Consider the following 19,962-nt stretch of genomic DNA (forward strand, 5'->3'; position numbering starts at 1 on the left):
GACGCGCCTGGTCAGTGGCGGTAGGCCGGCACGCCGGTCAGTTCCCGTCCCTCGATCAGCGTCAGGATCTGGGTGGTGCCATCGGGGACAATGAACATGCGCACATCGCGAAACAACTGCTCCAGCCCCATTTCGCGCGTCAGGCCCATTGCGCCATGCACTTCCATCGCCATCGACACGGCGCGGTTGCAGGCGACGGTGGCATGCCGCTTGGCCATGGCCGACACATGATTGGCGCGCTCGCCGTTGTCGATGCAATTGAGTGCGTAGTAGCACAGCAGCCGGCTGGTGGTGACGGCGGCGGCGATGTCGGCCAGCAAGCCCTGGATCAACTGGAAATTGTTGATCGGCCGGCCGAACTGGCTGCGATCAGCCGCATACGCCACGGCCATATCGAGCGCGCGTTGCGCCAGGTGGACGCAGGCCAGGCCGAGCACCGGCCGGTTGGCCAGCCACGACAAGGTCAGTACCTTGGCCGCGTCGCCGGCCTCGCCCATTGCATTTTCTTTCGGCACGCGGCAGGCTTCGAACAGCACCTCGCCGATATGGCCCTGCTTCAAGCCCAGCACATCGATCTCGCGCGCCGAGAATGGCGACTTTTCGCGCTCGACCACGAAGCGCATCATCTGCGACAGGCCGCGCTCGTCGTTGCCGACCGAGCAGGTGACGTTCATCAGGTCGCAGATGGTGGAATTGGTGATCCAGATCTTGCGGCCGTCGATGATGTAGCCATCGCCATCCTCGACCGCGCGGGTCTTGATGCTGCGCGGGTCTGAGCCCACGCCCGGCTCTGAAACGCCGGTGCAGGTAATGGTGCTGCCATCGATGATGCCCGGCAGGAAGCGCTCGCGCTGCTCAGGGCTGCTGGAATTGAACAGGCGCGAACCGGTGCCCTCATGCGCCATCACCGCCAGCGCGATTGCCGGCGGCAGTTGCTCATACATCAGGCCCATGATCAGCGCCGGCATGGCGGTGCCGCCGGCTTCCTCCGGAATGCGTGCGCCAGTCAGGCCCATCGCCGCGCAACTGGCGAATATCTTTTGCATTGCGGCCTTGGGCAGCGGCTTGTCGGCATCGTGCGCGGCCATGATCGGGTTGATTTCCCGCTCGACCATCTTGCGGGTCGACTCCTGCACCATCTTCTGTTCAAAATTCAATTGAAAATCCATCCGTGCATCCCTTTCTTGCCTTGTTGTCTGTCTTCTCGATTTATCCGGCCGGGCGGCGACTGGCGCGACCTTCGGCGCCGGCTCTGGTTGCCTGGAACCGCTTGTATTGGTTAGCATGGGCGACGCCGGGCTGGCCGGCGAATCTCGACGATACTAGGGGGGCTCGCACGGGCCAGTCCAATACCGTTGCCGGAACAGACATGTCGATTAGCCTATCGCCGCAAGGTGCAGCCTGGATTTCATGAATCACGCCATTGAGTTGCGCCATCTTCGTCATTTCGTCACGCTCGCCGAGGAGCTGCATTTCGGCCGCGCTGCGCGGCGCTGCAACATTTCGCAGCCGCCGTTTTCGGTCTCGATCCAGCAACTGGAGCAGGCCATCGGCTTTGCGCTGGTCGAACGCACTTCACATGCAGTGCGGCTGACGGCGGCGGGTGCGGCGTTCTACAACGAAGTGCAAAAGGGGCTGGCCCAGATGGCGCAGGCGGTCGACGTCGCCGCCCGGGTGCATGGCGGCATGCAAGGCGTGCTGAAGGTCGGATTCCCGGCGTCGATGCTGCCGCGCGGGCTCGATGATGCGGTGCACTTGTTCGAGTCGCGCTATCCGCAAGTCGAACTGCAACTCGTCGAACTATCAACCTCCGAACAGATCCTGGCGCTGCAGCGCCGGCAAGTGCATTACGGTTTCGTGCACAGCATCGTGCTGCCCGACTCGGTCCATTCGCAGGAAGTGATGCGCGAGCGCTTCATCCTGTGCCTGCCCGAGCACCATCCCCAGGCCAGCGTCGAAAACCTGCAACTGGCCGATGTCAGCAAGGAACCGTTCATCCTGTTTGCGCGGGCTTTTTCGCCGACTTACTACGACCAGGTCATCTCGATCTGTGTCGAGGCGGGCTTCCACCCGCAGGTACGGCACGAGGCGCGCCACTGGCTGACGGTGATGACCTGCGTCTCACGCGGCATGGGAATCACGATGGTGCCGGCCGGCCTGGCCCGCGCCGGCGTGCCCGGCCTGCGCTTCATCGACATCGGCGACAGCCCGATCCAGTCCATCGTGCGCGGCGTATGGCTGGCGAGCGACGACAATGATTCGATCCTGGCGATGTGGCGCGGGGTAGTGTCGGAGGTCTGGGTGGAGGTGTCGGCTGGGGTGGCACAAGGGGAAATTGCACGCTGAGCTGGGACTGCGGGGGCGGACTGAACACCAATAGCAAATTGACAATTTCTAAAAACCGGATAGTCTCAAGCCTGCCGCGGTTAATTACTGTTCCGGCTTCCAATTTTTGGGCCACTTACATGGAAACATTTTCAGTCCAGGATTTGGGAGATCGCATCGTCGACCTGACGAAAACTGCTGCCCGCGGTGATCTGGCAGTGGTATCCAAAAATGGCGAGCCTCTTTTCTTGGCAATTCCCTTCAACGACAAGCTCATCGAATACGGCGTGCCGCTGGGCCTGGCCTGCCTGCTGTATTCGCAGGGTGTATTGTCCCTCGGGAAAGCGGCAAAGTTCGCGCGCCTGGACAAGGAAGATTTCATTGAGAAGCTCGGCGAATTCGGCGCTGCCGCCGTGAATTACCCTGCTGAAGAACTTGTCGCCGAGTTCTCCGCACTCATCGGATAGCCCCGCCACTGAATCCGGCCCCGACGCCGCAAGTCCCCCGTACAATCGACACTGGACTTACCCGCACCGCTTACGATGACCGCTTTTGCCCTGCTCGACGATTGCGCCGGCGATGGATCTTCGCGCCTCTATACCGGCCATGTCGATACGCTGACTTGCGACGACTGGTCCGGCCTGGCCGCCATGCTTGATGAACTCGCTGCCTTGCAGGCTAGCGGCGGTGCACTGCATGCGCTGGCGCTGCTGGACTATGAACTCGGCGGTGGCTTGCACCGGGTTGCACCGCATCCGGGAACTGCGGCAGCGGGCCGGATATTGCTGTTTGCGCACTGCGAGCACCTTTCCAGCGCGCAAGTGGAATCCTGGCTGGAACAGCAGGGAAGCGGGAATGCAGGCGTGGCGCAGGTGACGGCGAATATTTCCGAGGCCGGCTTCGGCGAGCACATCGCCCGCATCCGCAGTTATATCGAAGCGGGCGATACGTATCAGGTCAACTATACGATGCGGCTGCGCTTCCAGTGCTGGGGCGAGCCGGCCGAGCTGTACCGGCGTTTGCGACTGCGCCAGCCCGCGCCGTATGGCGCGCTAATCGTGTTGCCCGATGGCGCAGCGATCGTGTCGCTGTCGCCCGAGCTGTTCCTGCAACATCACGATGGACAGTTGACGGCGCGTCCGATGAAGGGCACCGCTGCCGCCAGCGCCGATCCGGCGCAGGATGCCGCGCTCACCGCCGAACTGGCCGCCGACCCCAAGAACCGTGCCGAGAACCTGATGATCGTGGACCTGCTGCGCAACGATCTTGGCCGGGTCGCCGCGCTCGGATCGGTTGTCGTGCCGAGCCTGTTCGATGTCCGGCGCCACGGCGCCGTGCTCCAAATGACATCGACCATCCACGCGAACTTGCGCGACGACGTGTCGCTGGCTGGCGTGCTGGCGGCGGTCTATCCCTGCGGCTCGATCACGGGCGCACCCAAGCGGCGCACCATGCAGATCATCCGCGAGCTGGAGGACACGCCGCGCGGCATCTACACCGGCGCAATCGGCTGGCTGGATGCGCCGCCGCCGGGCCGGCAAGTGGGCGACTTTTGCCTGTCGGTGCCGATCCGCACGCTGCAGTTGGCCGCGCCCGGCGCGGATGGCTGGCGCAGCGGAGAAATGGGTGTCGGCGCGGGCATCGTGCATGACAGCGAGGCGACAGCGGAATATCGGGAGTGCCAGCTCAAGGCGCAATTCCTGACCGGCTTGCAGCCCGGCTTTTCCTTGTTTGAAACCCTGTATGCAACGCCTTCCGGTGCGCGCCACCTGGAGCGGCATTTGCAGCGACTGGCGGCATCGGCGGCGCGCTTCGGATTTGCGCTGGACCAGATGGCATTGCGCGCTGCCATCGCCGGCGCGTGCGCCGCGCTGGATGACGCCAGCGGCCCGTACCGGATGCGGGTCGCGCTGCATGCCAGCGGAGAGTGGGAAATCGAGACGGCACGGCTGGCGGAACTGACCGCGCCGGTACGCTTGCTGGTAGCGGCCGACCGGACCGATGCGGCCGACCTGTTCCTGCAACACAAGACGACCCTGCGCGAACGCTATGACCTGGGCTGGCGCAACGCCGAAGCGCAGGGTGCTTTCGATACGCTGTTCTTCAACACGCGCGGTGAATTGACTGAAGGCGGACGCAGCAATGTGTTCGTCAAGCTAGACGGCCGCTGGGTGACGCCGCCACTGTCTTGCGGCTTGCTCCCTGGCGTGATGCGCAGCGTGCACCTGGAAGAGGGCGTGCTGCAGGCAAGCGAGCAGATCGTATCGCGCCAGGATTTGCAGCGGGCAGAGGCGGTGATGGTTTGCAATGCGCTGCGCGCGCGGGTTGCCGCACAAGTGGACTGGGCTTCCTAGCCCCAGCCCGGCACCACGAATTCCGTCAGCGAGCCATCCGCGGCCGGCAACTGGCTCCAATGCTCTTTCTGGTATGTGCCGTAAGCGCCGCGATAGAACAATAGCGGATGCGCCGGCGCCAGCAAGGCAACGCTGGTCACACCGCCCAGGAAGATCAGGTGGTCGCCCCCCTCCACCACGGACACCTTGTCGCATTCGATCTGCGCCAGCGAGGAATGCAGCAGCGCACACCCGCCCGCGCCTTCGCGGAATTCCCCTTCGACAAACTGCGCCGTGGAAGGCCGCGCAAAACGGTTCGACACATCGACTTGCGACTGCGCAAGGATATTCACCGCAAAGCGATCGGCTTGCATCAGGCTTTCCAGCACGTTCGCTTTGCGCGCCAGTGAAAACAGCACCAGCGGCGGATCGAGCGACACCGAGGAGAACGAATTGACCGTCACCCCCACATGCGCGCCGCCAGCGCCGCGCGCCGTGATGACTGCCACGCCAGTGGCATAGCATCCAAGCACATTGCGCAGCGAGCGCGGATCAATCGTTGCCGGTGACGTCATCGACGCATTCCCCTTTGCTTTGCTCTGCGTTACTTGGCGCCAGGCTTGCCCTGCCCCGCAGGCAGCCCGTAGGTGGACATGAAGCCATCCACCATGCCGGTTGCCTTGTCCCAATTGAAGGTCCGGAATGCATGGCCCTTGGTCACTACATTGGCGCCAGAATAAAACATTTCGTATTGCAGGTGGCGGGAACCGAATTCCGATCCCACGGCGTCCCATGCCAGCTTGAACAGCTTGACCCGGCCGAGCGAATCGGTCGATGGCGAGCGTTGCGTTCGGTCGATCATGCCGGCGATGTCCGGATTGGCATAATCGGCAATCGACGACGGCAACATGATCATGCCGCCGCCAGCCAGTTCGCGCAGCGTGGTGACAAACTTCGGATACAGCTGCTGGGCCAGCACCGACGCCGCATACAGGCGGTTCGGGTTCGGCACGAAATACTTGCCGTACATGCTGCCACTGACTTCCATCGACTCGACCAAGCCTTCGATCATCGACACTTCAGCAGCCAACTGGCCGAGCGTTTCCTTGACTTGCGGGAAACCGATCACGCCATTGGTCTCGGTGATCTTGCGCGCCAGGCCGAGCAGGAAGCGCATCTTGACCATCAGCCGCACCTGGGACTGGTAATTCTGGTACACGTGGGTCGGCGTGGCATGCCACTGCGCCTGCGCCAGCGCCACGTCGTTGTGCACGAACACGCGCTCCCAGGGCACCTTGACTTCATCGAACACCAGCACGCTGTCGTTCTCGTCGAACACCGACGACAAGGGATTGTCGAATTTTGATGGTGCAGCGGCTTCATACGATTTGCGCGACAGCATTTTCAGGCCGGGCGCATTCAGCGGCACCATGGCGGTGATGCTGAAACGCTCATTGCCGGGCGCCATCGGCTGGATCGACGCCACCATCACTTCATTGGACATCGGGCAACCGGTGCCCAGCATCTTGGCGCCCTTGATCGTGACGCCTTCATGATCTTCATCGACCACGCAGGCGACCAGGTTTTCAGCCTGCTCGGACGGCCCCTTGCTGCGATCGGCCTGCGGATTGATGATGACGTAAGTCAGGTACAGGTCGTTGTCGCGCGCATATTCATAATAGTCGCCGACTGCCCGGCCATAGCGCTCACCGGCAGCCCGAAAAACCTCCTGGCCCATGAACATGCCCGAGACGGCCGAGGCCACATGGTCAGGGGAGCGGCCGAAGAAGCCACAGGACATTTCCGCCCATGATTCCAGCGCCCGCCGCCGCTCGACCAGCTCGGCGTAGGTGGTCGGCAATTGCCACATGCGGCTAACGCGCTCGCCGGTCCGTGGCGACGCGAAGGTCATGCGCTCGACATTCTCTTGCCGCAACTGGTAGTCGTACATTGCTGCCGACGACAGCACCGCGTTGCGGAATGCCGGATGGTCGACATGGTTTTCGACCAACTGGCCGTCGATATAAATCTGTCGCCCGTCACGCAGGCTCTCGATGTGCTTCTTGCCGTCTCTGGACATGCTTTTTCTCCGTCGCTGATCTCGGTGCCGAAACTGCCGGCAGGTGCAGGCCAGGGCTTGCCTGGCCTGGTGTTGCTGATGTTACTGGTGTCGCGTTGTTGCTGCTCTTGCCAGGCAGGATTACTTCGCCGCCGGCTCGCTCTCGTCGTAATAATGGATTTCCAGCAGCATGCAGCCGTTCTCGGACTTGAACGGTCCGTGGAACGCGCCGGGCGGGCGGCAGGCATAGGTGCCGGGCTTGAAGCTGGTGCCGCCCTTGCCCTGCTCGTCATTGCCCACAGTCAGGTCGCCAGACAGCAGGTAGACCTCTTCCCAGTAGTCATGGACGAATGGAGACGTGGTGTACACGCCAGGCGCAAAGCGCAGGTGGCGCGTGCGCGAACCGCGATGGTTCTTCTCGTCCAGCGAACCGGACAGGATCTGTTGCTGGATGCCTTCCGGATAGCCGGGCGGGGTCTCCCAGCCGGTGTTCAGGTCGATCGTGTAAAACTCTTTGTGCAGTTTCGGGATAGCCATTTTCGGTCTCTCTGTCGTCGTGTTGTCAGTCAATGATTGGTTTGTCTGGTGGTCCGGTCGCGTCAATCGACGTAATCAAGGATACGCGTGCGGTACGCATGTGTCAGCGCGCGCTTCCTGACCGGATCTTCGAGCTCGACGTCGAACTGGTCGCCGCCGCCGATCGTGCCCATCACCGCCAGCGTGCCGCAGTACATTGCGGTGCCGACCGGCAAGGTCTTGCCAGCACCCAGGTACCGCTGCAGCAAGTCTTGCGGCGCCAGCATCTTGGTGACCAGGCCTTCCTGGTACAGCGAGCGTTTGCCCTCGCGCGTGACCCAGGAGCGCAGCATCAGGCTGTCCCAGTGGTCGGCGACTTCGTCGAATGCCCACAGTTGCGCGCTGACCGGTTTCGGACACATTTGCTTGGATACCGTGACGCCATAGGCTTCCACCTTGCGGTCGGTATGGTCCGAGCCCACGCCGATGTAGAGGCCGTCTTCCAGCGACACGATCACGAATTCGGCTTCACCGCTGCTGTCGGGGCCGGTAACGTCCAGGTCACGCTCGGTGGTGAACAGATTGACGCCAACGCGATAGAAACACGGCACCGTACGCGGACGGGCCACGCCAATTGCCGCCAGTTCGGCGATGTGATGTTCTACCGCTTCCGCATTGCGGCCGGTCCAGCCGGCGATGATCAGGTCATGGATTGCCGCGGTGCGCGGCTTGCCGTTGATCAGGAAAGTCATTTCATGCATGGGTTGCTCCACGTGATGTTGCTCGGTTATTGCCTGGCTGACGCCGGCTGCTTGTCGCTGCTTCGTATTGCTGTTTCTTCTTGATGTTCCAGGCTTTGTCATTCTTGCCGCTTGCTTGCTACGCAAGATTGACGCCTCTTGCATGATTCAATGCTTGTTCAATTGCCTGGCCCAGTCGCAAGAGTCGGCGGTCGGCGCCGCCAGGCGCAACCAGCATCAGGCCAACCGGGGCGGATCCCGGAATATTACAGGGCAAGGACAATGAGCATGCGCCCATGAAATTGGCCACGGTCGTGTTGCGCAGCACCAGGGCATTGGTGCTGGCAAACAGCGCATCGTCGGCGTCCAGCGGCGCGGCCATTGGCGGCACGATCGCCACCGACGGCATCACCAGCAGGTCGACTGGCGCGGCCATTGCGCGCAGGCGCAGGTTGAGCGCCGCGCGCTCCTGCAGCACTTCGATGTAATCGGCGCTCGTCATGTCGGCGCCACGGCGGATGCGGGCAACGATGCGCTGGTCGAACAGTGCACTGCGCGCCGGTTCCTCCAGGTCCTGGCGATGGATGGCCCAGGCTTCGGCGGCGATCAGGCCGCCCTTGCGGTTGATGTCGGGTATCCGCTGCAATTCGGGCAAGCTGAGGTCGCGCACATGGGCGCCGGCAGCAGCCAGCCAACGCAGGGCCTGGGCAAATCCGGCGGCGACGGTGTCGTCCAGGCCGTCCAGTACATAGCCCTGCAACACGCCCAGTCGCAAGCCTGCCAGCGGCATCGGCGTCCTGTCGGCCAGGCCGCTGGGGTCACCCAGCAGCGTCGGGTCGTTGGCCAGGATCGCGTCCAGCATGGCGCAGCAGCGCACACTGTTTGCCATCGGCCCGACCGAATCGAGCGATTGCGACAGCGGGAAAGCGCCTTCGGTGCTGATGCGTCCGGCGGTCGGCTTGAATCCGACCAGCTCGCAAAAGGCGGCCGGTATGCGCAGCGAACCGCCGGTGTCAGTGCCGATGGTCGCCATCGCCATGCCATCGCTGACCGACACCGCGCCGCCGGAACTGGAGCCACCCGGAATGCGGCGGTTGGCCCGATCCCACGGGCTGGCCGGCGTGCCGTAGTGCGGATTCAGGCCCAGGCCGGAGAAGGCAAATTCCGACATATTGGTCTTGCCGACGATGACCGCGCCGGCACGGCGCAAGCGGGCAATGGCCGGCGCGTCAGCCGCAGCCGGCGCGGCCGTGGCCTTGAGTTTCGATCCGGCCAGGGTGACGTCGCCCGCGACATCGAACAAGTCCTTGATCGAGACCGGAATGCCGGCCAGCGGCGACACCCGTATGCCTTGCGCGCGCAGCGCATCGTGCGCGCGGGCAGTGGCCATGGCGGCGTCGGCATAGACCCGGGTGAAGGCCAGCTTGCCCTCTCCGTACTTGTCGGCGATCCGGGCCAGCGCCTGCTCGGTCAGTGCAACGCTGGAGACGCTGCCGTCGGCCAGTGCCGCGGCGGTGGCTGGAAGTGTTGGTTTTGGCTTGTGCATGTCGATCTCAGGAAAGGTCGGGCTTCACGAACGTGAGTTGGCCAAGCCTGAGTGTAGGCGAGGGTTGACGCCAGCGTCCAACCAGAAAATCTGCATTGCGCCGATAAGATCGGCTTATTCCGCGCCAATCTTGCCCGCTGGCGGGCGCGCATGGCAAGGGCCAGGCCCTGCGGCAGTGGCTGCCTTGGCTGTGCGCCATTGCCGTTCTGTCAAGCTGCCACGCCTGCCTCGCCGGGCAGCACCGCCACCTCGGCGCTGCCATGCTGCTGGCCGAAGTCCGACACCACCTGCCGCGCCAGCGACACCAGCGGCGCAATCACCGGATGGGCTGGCGCGACCTGGTGACAGGCGCTCAGCACCAGGTCGGGGAAAGGCCGCGACAGATGCAGCACCTGCAGGCGCTGGTTCGCCAGTTCGTCGGTCATCACAGCGGGCGGCAATACCGCGATGCCGAATCCATCCACCGCCAGCCGGATCATGGCGGCCACCGATGTCATCGAATGGATCTGCACGCCGTCGAATGCCGGCGCCGAAAACAGTTGCAGCAAGGCCCGGTGCGGGGCAGACCCTCGGGCAAAGCTGATGATCGGGAAGCGCGCCAGGTCGCCGACCTCGAGCGGCTCGGTGCCCACGCCCAGCATCGGGCTGGCGACCCAGCGCATCGGGAATGAACACAAAGCGGTATCGAGGATGTCTTCACGACCAACGGGCGCGCCCTGGAACGACAGGTCGAGATTGCCTTTTTGCAGTTGCTCGGACAGGTTTTGCGTGGTGTCGCTGGTCAGTTCGATGGAAATTTTCGGGTAGAGCTGGTGGGTGCGCGACAGGAATTGCGGCAGCCAGCTATGGACGATGGTATCGATCACGCCGATGCGAATGGTGCCGCCAACGATACGGTTGTCGGCCATGTCGCGTTCCATGTTCTGCACCAGCTTGACGATCCGCTCGGCATGGGCCAGCGCCTTTTCGCCATCCGGCGTCAGACTCACCCCCAGCGGGCCGCGATTGAACAGCGCAACGCCGAAGTCCTGTTCCAGGCTGGCGATGCGGTTCGATACGGAAGCCTGGGTCGTGTGCAGTTTTTCCGCCGTCTGACGAAAGTTGCGCAGCTTTGCCAGGCAAATCAGGGTTTCCAGGAAACGTACGTTCATGTGAGCGGTTTGGTTTGGGCTGGGGCCGGTAGCATTGGGGCTTTCGCTTTGTGCGTTCCGGTGGGACGGCCTGATTATCCATCGTGTGGCCGGTGATTGCCCAGCGAGGCAGTTTTCTTCTTTTCTTGGCAGGAGGCTGAGGAATGCTCCCACCCCAAATAGTTGCGCAAGCTCAAACAGCGGCGAGCACCGAATCCCTAATCTGAGGCAAGCCAACCGGAGAATCCAACATGCCCCCCGCATCGAACCAGGCCACCAGTACCCTGCGCCAACACCTGAAGTCCCTGCCCTGGCTGGTGCAGACAAAGCGCAACGCAGAGCGCATGCTCAATGCCGGCCTGCATCCGCATGCAACGGCAACCATCAACCAGCTGCCCTTGTTCGCCCCTGACTCCTGGGGTTCGCCCACGGCGCTGGCGCGGCTCACCATCCAGTCCGCCAACCAGACTTTCCCGTTCCTGGCCGGAATGATCCAGACCCTGGGCGTGAGCCGGGCGCCAGTTGTGATCAGTGCGGAAGAATTCGGAAATGACGCGGCATCGCGCGAAGCGGCGCGTCTGCTGAAGGAGCAGTTCATCCGCCACGGCAGCGACAAATCAAGTGCGCACAATTACCATCCCGTCTATGGCCGCATCCTGAAAGACCGTCATGCGGTGCGCGCGATCCTTGAAATCGGGATGGGCACCAACAATACCGACGTCGTGTCGCACATGGGACGCAGCGGCCGTCCCGGCGCATCGCTCCGGGCATTCCGCGACTTCCTTCCGCAGGCGAAAGTGTTCGGCGCCGACATCGACCGGCGGATCCTGTTCGAAGAAGACCGGATACAGACTTTTTTCGTCGACCAGACCGACCCGGCCTCGTTCGATGCGATTGGCCACGCGATCGGTCACGGCGTTGACCTGATCATCGACGATGGCCTGCATTCACCCAACGCCAACATCGCCGTGCTGGCGTTCGGACTGCCACGGATCAAGCCGGGCGGCTGGGTGCTGATTGAAGACATCATTGCCGATGCGCTGCCAGTCTGGCAGGTGGTCGCAGCGCTGCTGCCGCCGCAATATGACGCACACATCATTGACGGTGGCGGTGCGCTGATGTTCGCGGTGCAGCGGCGCGTGGATTGAGCCGGGGCCAGGCCCGTCAATCCACGCACTTCAACACGTCAGACCGAAGCGATCAGCCCGCCGTCGACCCGGATCACCGACCCGGTCAGGTAGGACGCGCCCTGGCTGGCCAGGAAGGCCACCACATTGCCGTATTCTTCCGGATCGCCATAACGCCCCAACGGAATCGCGGCGCAGCTTTCCGCCACCACCTCGTCGACCGGACGGCCTTCCCGTTTTGCTTTCTGCTCATCCAGGAATGTGATGCGCGGCGTGGCAATGCGTCCCGGCAGCACGATGTTGGCGGTAATGCCGTCGCGTCCCACTTCACGTGCCAGCGTCTTGGACCAGCCAACCAGGCTCATGCGCAAGCTGTTGGACATGGCCAGGTTCGGAATCGGCGCCACGACGCCGGATGAAGTGTTGGTAATGATCCGGCCCCAGCCACGTTTGCGCATGCCTGGCAACACGCGATCGGTAATGCTGATCACCGGCAGCACCATCGACTCGAAATGCCGCGTCCACACACTGGCATCCTGTCCCGCAGCCGGCGACGGCGGCGGCCCGCCGGTATTGTTGACCAAAATATCGACCGGCCCCAGCGCCGTTTCAATCGCTGAAATATTGGCGTCTATCACGCTCAGGTCGGCCAGGTCCCACTCCAGCGGCAACACATGCTCCGTATGTTTTTTCAGTTCGGCGACAAGGCGGTCGAGCGCTTCGCGGTTCCGGCCTGCCACTGCCAGCCGTGCGCCTTCACGCGCCAATGCCAGCGCAATTGCGCCGCCGAGGCCGCCGCTTGCGCCAAATACCAGTGCTACCTTGCCATTCAATCCGAGATCCATTTTCTTCCTTGGTGATTATTCCTGGTCAATGCCTGCTGCTCCCGCTGCCGGCATGTCCGCCCTGCCGCCATGATGGCGGCCGGGCACTGACATCCGATGCAGCAGCCGGGCCGCCCGCTCAGGCCACGAGCGCAGGCACGTGCGGCGGCAATGCCCGCCGCAATACCTTGTTGTTCGACGACTTGGGCAACTCGGCCACGAAGTCGAACACATGCGGCACCTTGTTGCGCGCAATTTTCGCACGCAAGGCCGCCTTCAATTCGTCCACCAGCGCCGCGCGTGCCGCGCTGTCTGCACCCACACCAGGCGCCACCACCACTGCCCTGATCAGATTGCCGCCCTGGCCGTCCGGCAAGGGCACCACGCAGGCTTCGCTGATCGCCGGATGCTGCTGCAATACGTTTTCCACTTCAATCGGGGCAATGAAAATGCCCTTGCTCTTGAAGCAGTCATCGTTGCGGCCAGAAATCCAGAAGTAACCCTCTTCATCCTGCAAGGCCAGGTCGCCGGTGCGGAACAGGCCGTCGTGCACCACCTCCGCCGTCTTTGCCGGGTCCTTGTGGTAACCCAGGAACAAGCTCGGATTATTGGTCGTGCCAAATACCAGCTGGCCGATGGTGCCGGTCGGCAGCACATTGTCTTCATCATCGACGATGCGGGCATCGACACCCCAGGCCACGCCGACCGAGCCCGACTTGATCGGCAAGACCGGGCTATGGCCGAGCACCATCTGCATTTCGGAAATGCCGTAGTGTTCCCAGATATCGACGCCAAAGCGCGCTTTCCATTCTGCCAGCGCATTCGCGCCCAGTGCCTCGCCGCTGGCGTTGCAGCCGCGCAGGGAGGACAGGTCGTATTGATTCTCGATGCCCGGTATCGCCAGGATCATCCGGTAGATGGTCGGCACCGCATACGCGACCGTGACCTTGTAATCGACGATCGTCTGCAACACTTTTTCCGGCGACGCCCGCCCTTCCAGCACCGCGCCTGTCACGCCATTGCGCAGCGAAAAAAGAACATTGTGACCCAACAGGCTGATGAAGGTCCACTCGCCGGACGCCATCACGATGTCGCCATCCTGCGGCGGCACCCGCAAGCGGTTGGGCTCGCCGCGGCCGATGATCCAGCGATGCGCGTGGACGATGCCTTTTGGCTTGCCGGTGGTGCCGGACGTGTAGCACATCATTGCCGGCTCTTCGGCCAGCGTATCGGCGGTCGGCATGCCCACGGCGGGCGTGGCGATCATCGCTTCATAGCTGAGTTCGTCGGCGGCTGCGCCGCGCGCCACGATCAGGCCCTTGGGCAGTTTGTCGCGCAAGGCGCGCAATGGCGCGGCGAGTTCTTCCAGCGCCACGGCGGCAACGGCATCGCTATGCTCAAGCACATAGGCGACATCGTCCACGCCGGTGGCGGAATTTTGCAGCACCGGCACGGCGCCGATCTTCATCAGGCCCAGCAAGGCGACCGTGAACTCGAAGCAATTCCACATGCGGATCAGCACGCGGTCGCCGCGCTGTATGCCGCGCGCGGCGCAGGCCGCGGCAAAACCGCAGACTTGCAGATTGAGCGCGTCATAGGTCAGCGAGCCGGCCGGGCCGACAAAGGCCACGCGCTTGCCGCGGCCCAGCGCCAGCGATTTGTCGAGCGCTTCCCCGGTCATGTTCAGGCGTTCGGGAATGACACCGAAATCGGCCGGGACGGCAATGCTTGGATGGAACAGCCGGGGTGTGCTCATGTTGCTACTCACCTGTCATCTCATTTGTCATACTGGGGGCCACGGAAATCAGGCCGGCGCTTTTCGAGGAAGGCGCGAATGCCTTCCTGGCAATCCTTGGTGCGGGTGATTTCCTTGATCGCATCGAGTTCACGGCCCCAGCCTTCTTCGGTCCGGTTCGAATTCCAGTAGAACTTCACCAATTGCTTGGCGTAGCGCACCGACAGGTAGGGGTTGGTCGCGACCTGGCCGGCGAACGCCATCGTTTGCGCCATCAGTTCGTCATGCGGGATCAGGCGATCGACCAGGCCGATCTCTTTGGCCTCCTTGCCGCCGATGATCTCGCCGGTCAGGATCATTTCCAGCGCGCGGCCGATGCCAACGAGCTTGGGCAAATTGCGCGCGCCGCCCGACTCCGGCAAGAAGCCGGCCGGTACCGCGACTTCACCCAGCTTGGCCTTCTCGGAAGCAAAGCGCAAGTCGCACAGCATGGCCATTTCCATGCCGATGCCAACGGCTGCGCCATTGATGGCGGCAATCGTGATTGCCGGCAGGTCTTCCAGCTTGCGGAAGCAGCGTTGCAGCACCGAGTGACGCAAGTCATTGAAGAAGTAGTGTGCCAATTCCTTGTAGTCGCCGAAATTTCCCATGTCGAAATCTTCCGGACCGGCGCCCAGCGGGCCCGCTTCCGAACGCAAGTCGCCGCCCGCCGAAAAACCGCGGCCAGCGCCGGTCAGGATCACGACCTTGATGTGGCTCAGGTGGGCGATTTCAGTCAGCAGGATGTCGAGCTCGACCCGGGTCTTGACGTCGATCGCGTTCATCACATCGTCGCGATTGAACGTGATCACGCCGATCGAACGTTCTTCCGGGCGGTTAGGGTTGGCCAGAACTTCCCATTTGATATTCTTGTATTCCATGACGACTCCTCAACAGTGTTTGATCGCGCTGGCCTGATGCGCCATGCGCGAGATTTGAATTTCATGTGCCGACGTACTTTGGATTCAATGTGCCGGCTCCAGGTCCCACTCTACCTGCCCGATTTTACGTGCCAATACGTACCGGCGTCGCCAGCTTGCGCAGCATCGCCACGATACTCTGCGCCGTGATCAGGCCGGTCTTGGGATTTTCCGATGGGATATTTTCGATCGTCATCGTGAATTTTGCCGAATCCGAGTCGACCGTGATGGTGTGCGTGTTGCGCACCACGGTCGGATCGGCCCAGATTTCCAGCATGGTCTTGTCCGGACCGATGCCGGCGAGGGACAGCGCCACTGCCACATTCAGGTTGGCCGGAAAGCCGACTGCCGCTTCACGCGCGCTGCCGTCAAATACCTTCAGCGGTGCAGTCAGTCCCGCCACCTCGATACCGTGCTGGACCAGGTAGGGCGCGCCAAGCAATCCGAGCGGCGGCTTGCGCGTGACCATGCGTACTGAATGGATTTTGCCTACGGCTGCCGCCGTCACCGCGTCCAGCCCGATCAGGGCGCCGGTCGGCACCATGATCTGCCCCGGGCCAGCCGCACCACTCATCAGGTCCGGATGGGCCAGCAAGGCCCCGACCGATAACACGATCACCTTTTTGCCTGCCTGCACTGCCGGCAAGACGATCTCGCGCAGCAATGCGGACGGTGCGCATTCGACCACGATATCCGCATGGCTGGCCAATTCGCCCAAGGCCACTGACGCTACCGGGGTTGACAGCCCGGCAATGAAAGCCGCCGTCTTGGCCGGGTCGCGACCGCTCACTGCCGCCAGTTGGCAACCGGGGATCTCACCTTTATCCAGCCGGCGCGCCAATGCCTGGCCGATGGCGCCCAATCCGGCTATACCAATCTTGAATTGCACTACAGTGCCTGCTGACATCACATCCCCTCTCTCTATGCGCCGTACCCGCGCACTATGTGAATGCGCGGCATCTTGGGCAGAATATAGGGGCTGACAGGGGGCGCCGACAAACGATTTAATTGAGTCCCATGGATGACTTAAAGTAAGATGTGACGGTCGCTTTGGCAGGCGTTTGCCATTGGCTGCGACCTGGATGTTGACCAGCATGCACCCCTTCAGGCAAACCTCGATTGTCCAATCCATTCCATCGCTTGCAGATGCCCCGCCCATCCCGCTGCAATTCCGGTAGTTGGGCGGCCGCGCCCTTGCCAGCGTGCTTGCCGGCGGCGTCACCAGATGCCCAACGGGCATGCCGTCCGTGATGGGAGCGACTACGCCCTGGTACTGGGAGACGTTCGACCTGTTTGACGACGTCGAACCTGCCGCCGCGCCGGATTTCGCGCTGCACACCGTCAGGCAGCGTTACGAAAAGGGCGACTACATTTTCATGGCGCATGACCTGGGCCGTCGGGTGTTCGTGCTCAGGGAAGGAACCGTCAAGATTTTCCACCTGTCGTCCAACGGTACCCAAACGATATTCTGGTTCTGCGTACCGGGCGATGTGTTTGGCGCCGGCGGCATAAGCGGCGCGCCGCACCAGGCCGTCTATGCGCAGACGGTGGAACCATCGGTGGTGGACTTCATCTCGCGCACCGACTTCGAAAAGATGATGAAGAAGTACCCGCAGATCGCCATCAACATGGTGCGCCACATGAGCGGACGCCTGCGGCTGGCGTGCGACTCGATGGTCGATATTTCAGAGCACAAGGCAGAGTCGCGGCTGGCGCGCGTGCTACTACGCCTGGCCCACAGTTATGGGCGTCTGGTCGGCGACCAGGTAGAGCTGCGGGTGCGGGTGTCCAATCAGGAACTGGCCGACATGATCGGCACGACGCGCCAGACCATCAACGCCTTGCTGCATGAATTTCTTGACAATGGCTGGCTGGCGATGAATGGGCGCGCGATCGTGATCGTGTCGCCGGGCGATTTGCAGCGTGCCGCGGAAATGGGCCGCGACGGCTGAGCGGCGCGGCCATCGCCGACATCCAGCCAGGCGCCAGGCTCGATGGCTCAGTCGTTTTTGCGGTGGAATCTCACCACGCGTATCTGCACGCCTTTTCCGCGGAAGTGCGGGGGATAGGACGAACTGCCGCGAATTTTTGCCGGCACGGCAGGCACCAGCCAAGTTTCCAGTTGCTCCAGCACCCCTTCATCCTTGGCAATCCGGTATTTCGCGCTGTGTATGCATTCGCGGTCGCGAAACTCGCACAAGTTTTCGCTAGTGCCGCCGCAAGGGCCATTGGCCAGACCTTTTGGACAAGTCTCGGGACAGACATACTGGGTTGCTTCCAGGCGGCACATGCCGCAGGTTTCGCAACCCACCAGCGGATGCTTGACCAGCCATTCGAAACTCCGCACCGCATTGTCCGGCTTGCCGTGACGCTGCCTGATTGACACCAGTGCACGGCCAAGCAACCAGGCCACAGGCCCGCCGGCAAACAGCGCCGCATGTGTTGCGGCCAGCGCCCGATACCTGAACCGCTCCATCGCGCTGGCATGCGCCGGCGGCAACGCGCGCGCGGCAACTGGCAGCGGCGATACTGGCGCCGAAAACGACGCCGCCCGATACCAGGCATTGCGCGGCGCAACCGCGACACTGGCTCCCTGCGGAAAGCTCATGCATTCCTGCCATGCCTGGCGCCACACGCTGGCATCGCGGCACAGCTCCCCCAGCTCGCTGACCTGGTCGTCCAGCCGCTGCAATTGCACCGGCGCGTGCATGCCGGTCAACTGCACACCAGCGTAACCCAGTAATTTCAAACCACAGATTTGCAGCGCCAGACGACGCATGCTGCGCTGCGCGCCCTGGTCGGGCAACTTCTCTTCCACTTCCAGCAACTCCAGGAATGAATCAGTGACCGTCACGCCCGCCAGCTGGTGCTTGCGCATGAAACGCGCACTGCGCGCGCGCAACAGCATCAGGTTGGCCACCAGCGGCAGCGCAAAGTTGCGGTGCTCGACCCACTCGGCCAGCTCTTCATGCTTGGCATGGTCGAAACCGACCTGCGCGATCGCAAAATCGGCACCAGCGCCGACTTTCTTGCCCAGTTTCAGGTACTGGGCCATAGCATCTTCTTCGCGGTACTTGAATGGATTGATCGCCACCGCGACCAGGGTCTCGGGTCGCCAGCACTTGACCAGACTTACCGCAGGCACCGACTCCAGGTAACGGTCGCGCACGCCTTGGCTGGGCTCCTTCAGTTTGTCGCCTGTCAAGACCAACATGTTGTCCAGGCCCATATCGGCCATGCGCGCCACCGAGCGCTGCAAGTCTTCCTGCTCGCGGCCCTTGCCGGACCAGTGCACCACCGGCTGTTATCCGGAGCGAGATGCAATATGGGATGCGGTCGCGACCGGGTCCGGATCGCGGTCCGAGTGCACCCGGTCGGAAACGGAAAAACCGGCCACGGCAGCAGCATGGCCGGCCGCAGCCAGCAAAGGCGCGCTCTGGTTTAGTTGGTCGCGCAGCACCTTGTCAGCTGACGGCACGAACTCCAGCGTCCAGAAAAAATTCCTGGCCGCTAGCGCTTCACGAATGAAGTTCCTGGCTGGCGCCGGCTGCACTGCGCGGTGGTTTTCCATTAAGACCAGGCTCATGGGAGCCTATCCCTGTACAGCGCTGGTCAATTGCTCGATTTCTTTCGCACCTATTGCGCCCGCGGCAAAGCCCTTCAGCGCCTCCTCGTACAACAAGCCCAGGATATGTTCCTTCAACCTGGCGTAGACCGGCGTGGTCAACATGCTGAACTGGCGCGGGCGCGGCAGCGGCACATCCACGATTTCCTTGACGCAGGTGGGCTTGTAGCTCAGCACCACGATCCGGTCTGCGAGAAAAATCGCTTCGTCCACTTCCGAGGTCACGAACAGGGTGGTCATCCCGGTTTCTTCGAACAGGGTCGAAAAGTATTCCTGCATCAAACCGCGCGACATATGGTCAAGCCCGCGAAACGGTTCGTCGAGCATCATCAGCTTGGGGTTGTTGATTAGCGCGCGCGCCACCTCGGCGCGCCGCTGCATGCCGCCCGACACCTGGTCCGGGAACTTCGTTTCAAATCCTGCCAATCCAACCTTGGTCAACAGCTTGTGAGCCTGCTCGTGCGCCTGCGCGCGGTCCATGCCTTGCTGGATGGGGCCGAACATGACGTTGTCCTGCAAGCTCATCCAGGGGAACAACGCGGTTTCCTGAAAAACCACGGTACGGTCCGGGCCGATTGAATTGATCGGCTGCTGGTCCATCAAGATCGCGCCGGCGGTCGGATTGTCGTAGCCGGCGACCAGTTTGATCAAGGTGCTCTTGCCGCAGCCGGAAGGCCCGATCAAGACCGTCAGCTTGCCTGGCGGGATGTCAAACGTACAGTCGCGCAGGATTACTTCGTACTTGTCGCCGCTCTGGTAGACTTTGCCTACTTTTTGCAGTTGGACATTACCCTTCAATCGTGGTGAAGATTGCAGGTCTGGCGGATTGTCATTACGCATATCTGGTCCTTGCGGCACGGCGTGGATCACTGCTCAGGAATATTCTTTTTCGCCGCTGACGAAGGCCTTGACAGCTTCTTCGTGCACGGCCTCGATTGCCTCATCCTTCAGGCGAAGGAACTCGGGCGAGGTCAGGATTTTGGTCGTGCGCGGACGCGGCAAGTCGACATGGATGACTTGCTTGATACGCCCCGGCCGGGTCG

At 62.5% G+C, this 19,962-nt stretch carries 19 protein-coding genes; 5 read left to right on the top strand and 14 right to left on the bottom strand.

Annotation, left to right across the window (positions count from 1 at the left end; genetic code table 11):
* Positions 1 to 11: 11 nt before the first annotated feature.
* Positions 12 to 1,169 carry an acyl-CoA dehydrogenase family protein gene (locus tag Q7T64_RS11320; protein ID WP_304795579.1) on the bottom strand — a complete coding sequence of 386 codons (1,158 nt, stop codon included), beginning with the start codon at positions 1,167 to 1,169 and terminating at the stop codon, positions 12 to 14.
* Between the two features lie 241 nt (positions 1,170 to 1,410).
* Between Q7T64_RS11320 and Q7T64_RS11325 the strand changes: the two genes are divergently transcribed.
* The 3 genes from Q7T64_RS11325 (at position 1,411) to pabB (ending at position 4,679) form a co-directional block, all read left to right on the top strand.
* Complete coding sequence (locus Q7T64_RS11325) at positions 1,411 to 2,346, top strand: LysR family transcriptional regulator (RefSeq protein ID WP_304795581.1); 936 nt, start codon at positions 1,411 to 1,413, stop codon at positions 2,344 to 2,346.
* Positions 2,347 to 2,465: 119 nt separating this feature from the next.
* Entirely contained in the window at positions 2,466 to 2,792 is a 327-nt protein-coding gene (locus Q7T64_RS11330; protein WP_304795583.1) for a UPF0175 family protein, read from the top strand.
* Positions 2,793 to 2,867: 75 nt separating this feature from the next.
* On the top strand, positions 2,868 to 4,679 hold the full coding sequence (gene pabB, locus Q7T64_RS11335) for an aminodeoxychorismate synthase component I (RefSeq protein ID WP_304795585.1): 1,812 nt from the start codon (positions 2,868 to 2,870) through the stop codon (positions 4,677 to 4,679).
* On the opposite strand, the gene Q7T64_RS11340 is transcribed toward pabB, so the two are convergent.
* From Q7T64_RS11340 to Q7T64_RS11365, 6 genes are all read right to left on the bottom strand, one after another.
* Positions 4,676 to 5,233 (bottom strand): flavin reductase family protein, encoded by a 558-nt coding sequence (locus Q7T64_RS11340; protein WP_304795588.1) that lies wholly within the window; start codon positions 5,231 to 5,233, stop codon positions 4,676 to 4,678. The genes pabB and Q7T64_RS11340 overlap by 4 nt on opposite strands.
* A gap of 29 nt (positions 5,234 to 5,262) precedes the next feature.
* Positions 5,263 to 6,738, bottom strand: coding sequence for a 4-hydroxyphenylacetate 3-hydroxylase family protein (locus Q7T64_RS11345; protein ID WP_304795590.1), 1,476 nt, complete (start codon positions 6,736 to 6,738; stop codon positions 5,263 to 5,265).
* A 120-nt stretch (positions 6,739 to 6,858) separates the two neighbouring features.
* A complete protein-coding gene (locus tag Q7T64_RS11350) occupies positions 6,859 to 7,254 on the bottom strand; it encodes a cupin domain-containing protein (RefSeq protein WP_304795593.1) in 396 nt (131 codons plus the stop codon).
* 62 nt (positions 7,255 to 7,316) lie between these two features.
* Positions 7,317 to 7,994 carry a DUF2848 domain-containing protein gene (locus tag Q7T64_RS11355; protein WP_304795595.1) on the bottom strand — a complete coding sequence of 226 codons (678 nt, stop codon included), beginning with the start codon at positions 7,992 to 7,994 and terminating at the stop codon, positions 7,317 to 7,319.
* A gap of 118 nt (positions 7,995 to 8,112) precedes the next feature.
* Positions 8,113 to 9,519, bottom strand: a complete 1,407-nt coding sequence (locus tag Q7T64_RS11360; RefSeq protein ID WP_304795597.1) for an amidase — start codon at positions 9,517 to 9,519, stop codon at positions 8,113 to 8,115.
* 209 nt (positions 9,520 to 9,728) lie between these two features.
* Complete coding sequence (locus Q7T64_RS11365; protein ID WP_304795599.1) at positions 9,729 to 10,670, bottom strand: LysR family transcriptional regulator; 942 nt, start codon at positions 10,668 to 10,670, stop codon at positions 9,729 to 9,731.
* A 230-nt stretch (positions 10,671 to 10,900) separates the two neighbouring features.
* Between Q7T64_RS11365 and Q7T64_RS11370 the strand changes: the two genes are divergently transcribed.
* On the top strand, positions 10,901 to 11,797 hold the full coding sequence (locus tag Q7T64_RS11370; protein WP_304795601.1) for a hypothetical protein: 897 nt from the start codon (positions 10,901 to 10,903) through the stop codon (positions 11,795 to 11,797).
* A 38-nt stretch (positions 11,798 to 11,835) separates the two neighbouring features.
* Here the strand turns inward: Q7T64_RS11370 and Q7T64_RS11375 are convergent, their stop codons facing one another.
* The 4 genes from Q7T64_RS11375 to Q7T64_RS11390 all read right to left on the bottom strand — a co-directional run bounded on the left by Q7T64_RS11375 (position 11,836) and on the right by Q7T64_RS11390 (position 16,201).
* On the bottom strand, positions 11,836 to 12,621 hold the full coding sequence (locus Q7T64_RS11375; protein WP_304795604.1) for an SDR family oxidoreductase: 786 nt from the start codon (positions 12,619 to 12,621) through the stop codon (positions 11,836 to 11,838).
* A 118-nt stretch (positions 12,622 to 12,739) separates the two neighbouring features.
* Entirely contained in the window at positions 12,740 to 14,356 is a 1,617-nt protein-coding gene (locus tag Q7T64_RS11380) for an acyl-CoA synthetase (RefSeq protein ID WP_304795606.1), read from the bottom strand.
* Positions 14,357 to 14,376: 20 nt separating this feature from the next.
* Complete coding sequence (locus Q7T64_RS11385) at positions 14,377 to 15,255, bottom strand: enoyl-CoA hydratase/isomerase family protein (RefSeq protein ID WP_304795608.1); 879 nt, start codon at positions 15,253 to 15,255, stop codon at positions 14,377 to 14,379.
* Between the two features lie 124 nt (positions 15,256 to 15,379).
* The gene (locus Q7T64_RS11390; RefSeq protein WP_304795610.1) at positions 15,380 to 16,201 is read right to left on the bottom strand and encodes an aspartate dehydrogenase; all 822 of its coding nucleotides are present in this window, start codon (positions 16,199 to 16,201) and stop codon (positions 15,380 to 15,382) included.
* A gap of 343 nt (positions 16,202 to 16,544) precedes the next feature.
* Here Q7T64_RS11390 and Q7T64_RS11395 point away from each other — a divergent pair, with 343 nt between their 5' ends.
* The gene (locus Q7T64_RS11395; protein ID WP_304795612.1) at positions 16,545 to 17,246 is read left to right on the top strand and encodes a Crp/Fnr family transcriptional regulator; all 702 of its coding nucleotides are present in this window, start codon (positions 16,545 to 16,547) and stop codon (positions 17,244 to 17,246) included.
* Between the two features lie 47 nt (positions 17,247 to 17,293).
* On the opposite strand, the gene Q7T64_RS11400 is transcribed toward Q7T64_RS11395, so the two are convergent.
* From Q7T64_RS11400 to Q7T64_RS11410, 3 genes are read right to left on the bottom strand one after another with little or no spacing between them, the layout of a single operon-like run.
* On the bottom strand, positions 17,294 to 18,592 hold the full coding sequence (locus Q7T64_RS11400; RefSeq protein ID WP_304795614.1) for a methylenetetrahydrofolate reductase C-terminal domain-containing protein: 1,299 nt from the start codon (positions 18,590 to 18,592) through the stop codon (positions 17,294 to 17,296).
* Between the two features lie 6 nt (positions 18,593 to 18,598).
* Positions 18,599 to 18,880, bottom strand: a complete 282-nt coding sequence (locus tag Q7T64_RS11405; protein WP_304795617.1) for a hypothetical protein — start codon at positions 18,878 to 18,880, stop codon at positions 18,599 to 18,601.
* Between the two features lie 6 nt (positions 18,881 to 18,886).
* Entirely contained in the window at positions 18,887 to 19,759 is an 873-nt protein-coding gene (locus tag Q7T64_RS11410) for an ABC transporter ATP-binding protein (RefSeq protein ID WP_304795619.1), read from the bottom strand.
* Positions 19,760 to 19,962: the final 203 nt, after the last annotated feature.

The organism is Lacisediminimonas sp. (assembly GCF_030645335.1).
In the GTDB taxonomy this organism is placed as follows: Bacteria; Pseudomonadota; Gammaproteobacteria; order Burkholderiales; family Burkholderiaceae_D; genus Lacisediminimonas.